The 1,463-nt window shown below is 66.1% G+C and carries 1 protein-coding gene; it reads right to left on the reverse strand.

Annotation, left to right across the window (positions count from 1 at the left end; translation table 11 throughout):
- Positions 1–33: 33 nt before the first annotated feature.
- Complete coding sequence (locus AC5Y5O_RS31985; protein WP_019344575.1) at positions 34–1,347, reverse strand: IS256 family transposase; 1,314 nt, start codon at positions 1,345–1,347, stop codon at positions 34–36.
- Positions 1,348–1,463: the final 116 nt, after the last annotated feature.

The raw sequence follows: 1,463 nt of genomic DNA on the forward strand, positions 1-1,463 counted from the left end.
GAGAAATAGTCAAATCCTGTGGATCGAGGGTCGTCAGGCGACCTCGGACACTGGGGTGTCGGGCGATGGTTCCGGGGTGATGTCGACCGGACGTTCGAGGAGCTTGCCCTGGTGGAACACTGCGCCGGCCCGCACCAACGCCACCAGGTGTGGTGCGTTGACCGCCCGCCACCGCGACTGCGCTGCTTCGATCAGCTTGTAGGCCATCGCCATGCCCGCCGCCCGTGATCCCGGGCCCTTGGTCACCCTGGTCCGAAGCCGAACCGTCGCGAAGGTCGATTCGATCGGGTTCGTGGTGCGTAGATGCACCCAGTGCTCGGCGGGATACCGGAAGTACTCGAGCAGCACGTCGGCGTCATCGACGATTTTCTTCACCGCTTTCGGGTACTTCGCGCTGTAGTCACGTTCGAACGCTGCGATCGCCAACTGCGCCTTGTCGATGTCCTCGGCCCCGATGATCTCCTTCATCGCCGCCAACGCACCCGGATGCGCCGATTTCGGGAGTGCAGCAAGAACGTTGGCTTGTTTGTGGAACCAGCAGCGTTGTTCGCGGGTGGCGGGGAACACCTCCCGCAGTGCCCGCCAGAATCCCAAAGCTCCGTCCCCGACCGCGAGCGCCGGCGCGCGCATCCCGCGGCGGCGGCAATCCCGCAGCAGGTCCGCCCAGGACTCGGTGGACTCTCGGTAGCCGTCGGCCAGGGCGACGAGTTCCTTGCGGCCGTCCGCCCGCACCCCGAGCATCACCAACAGGCAGAGCTTTTCCTGCTCGAGCCGGACTTTCAGGTGGATGCCGTCGACCCACAGGTACACGTAGTCGACCTGCGAGAGGTCCCTGGTGCCGAAGGCCTTCGCCTCGTCCTGCCACTGGGCCGTGAGCCGGGTGATCGAGGATGCGGACAGTCCGGCGCCGGTGCCGAGGAACTGTTCGAGCGCCGGCCCGAAGTCACTGGTTGACAGGCCGTGCAGGTACAGCAGCGGCAGCACCTCCGATACCTGCTCGGACTTGCGAGCCCAGGCGGGCAGGATCGCCGAGGAGAACCGCTTGCGCTCGCCGGTATCGGGGTCGATCCGCTTGTCGTTCACGCGGGGCGCCTTCACCGCCACCGCACCCGCCGAGGTCACGACCTCACGTTCGGCGTGGTATCCGTTGCGGACCACCAGTCGGTGGCCGTGTTCGTCGACCTCACCGGCATACCGGGCTACATAGTCGGCGACCTCGGCCTGCAACGCCGCGGCCAGCATCTGCCGGGCACCGTCGCGGACGATCTGGTCGAGCAACGACCGGCCCGCACCGGCCGCATTGCGGGTCTCGTTGGAGTCGTCGTTGTTGTCTACTACCGTGAGCACGGGCGTGCCTTCCCGCCAGCGCGCCAACGCTGGTCTTGATCAGAATTCGGATTCCTTGCAGATCATCTTCCGGGAAGGCACGCCCGCCCGGGATCCACAGGTTCTGATCATTGCTC

Source organism: Mycobacterium sp. NGS40, from assembly GCF_059812735.1.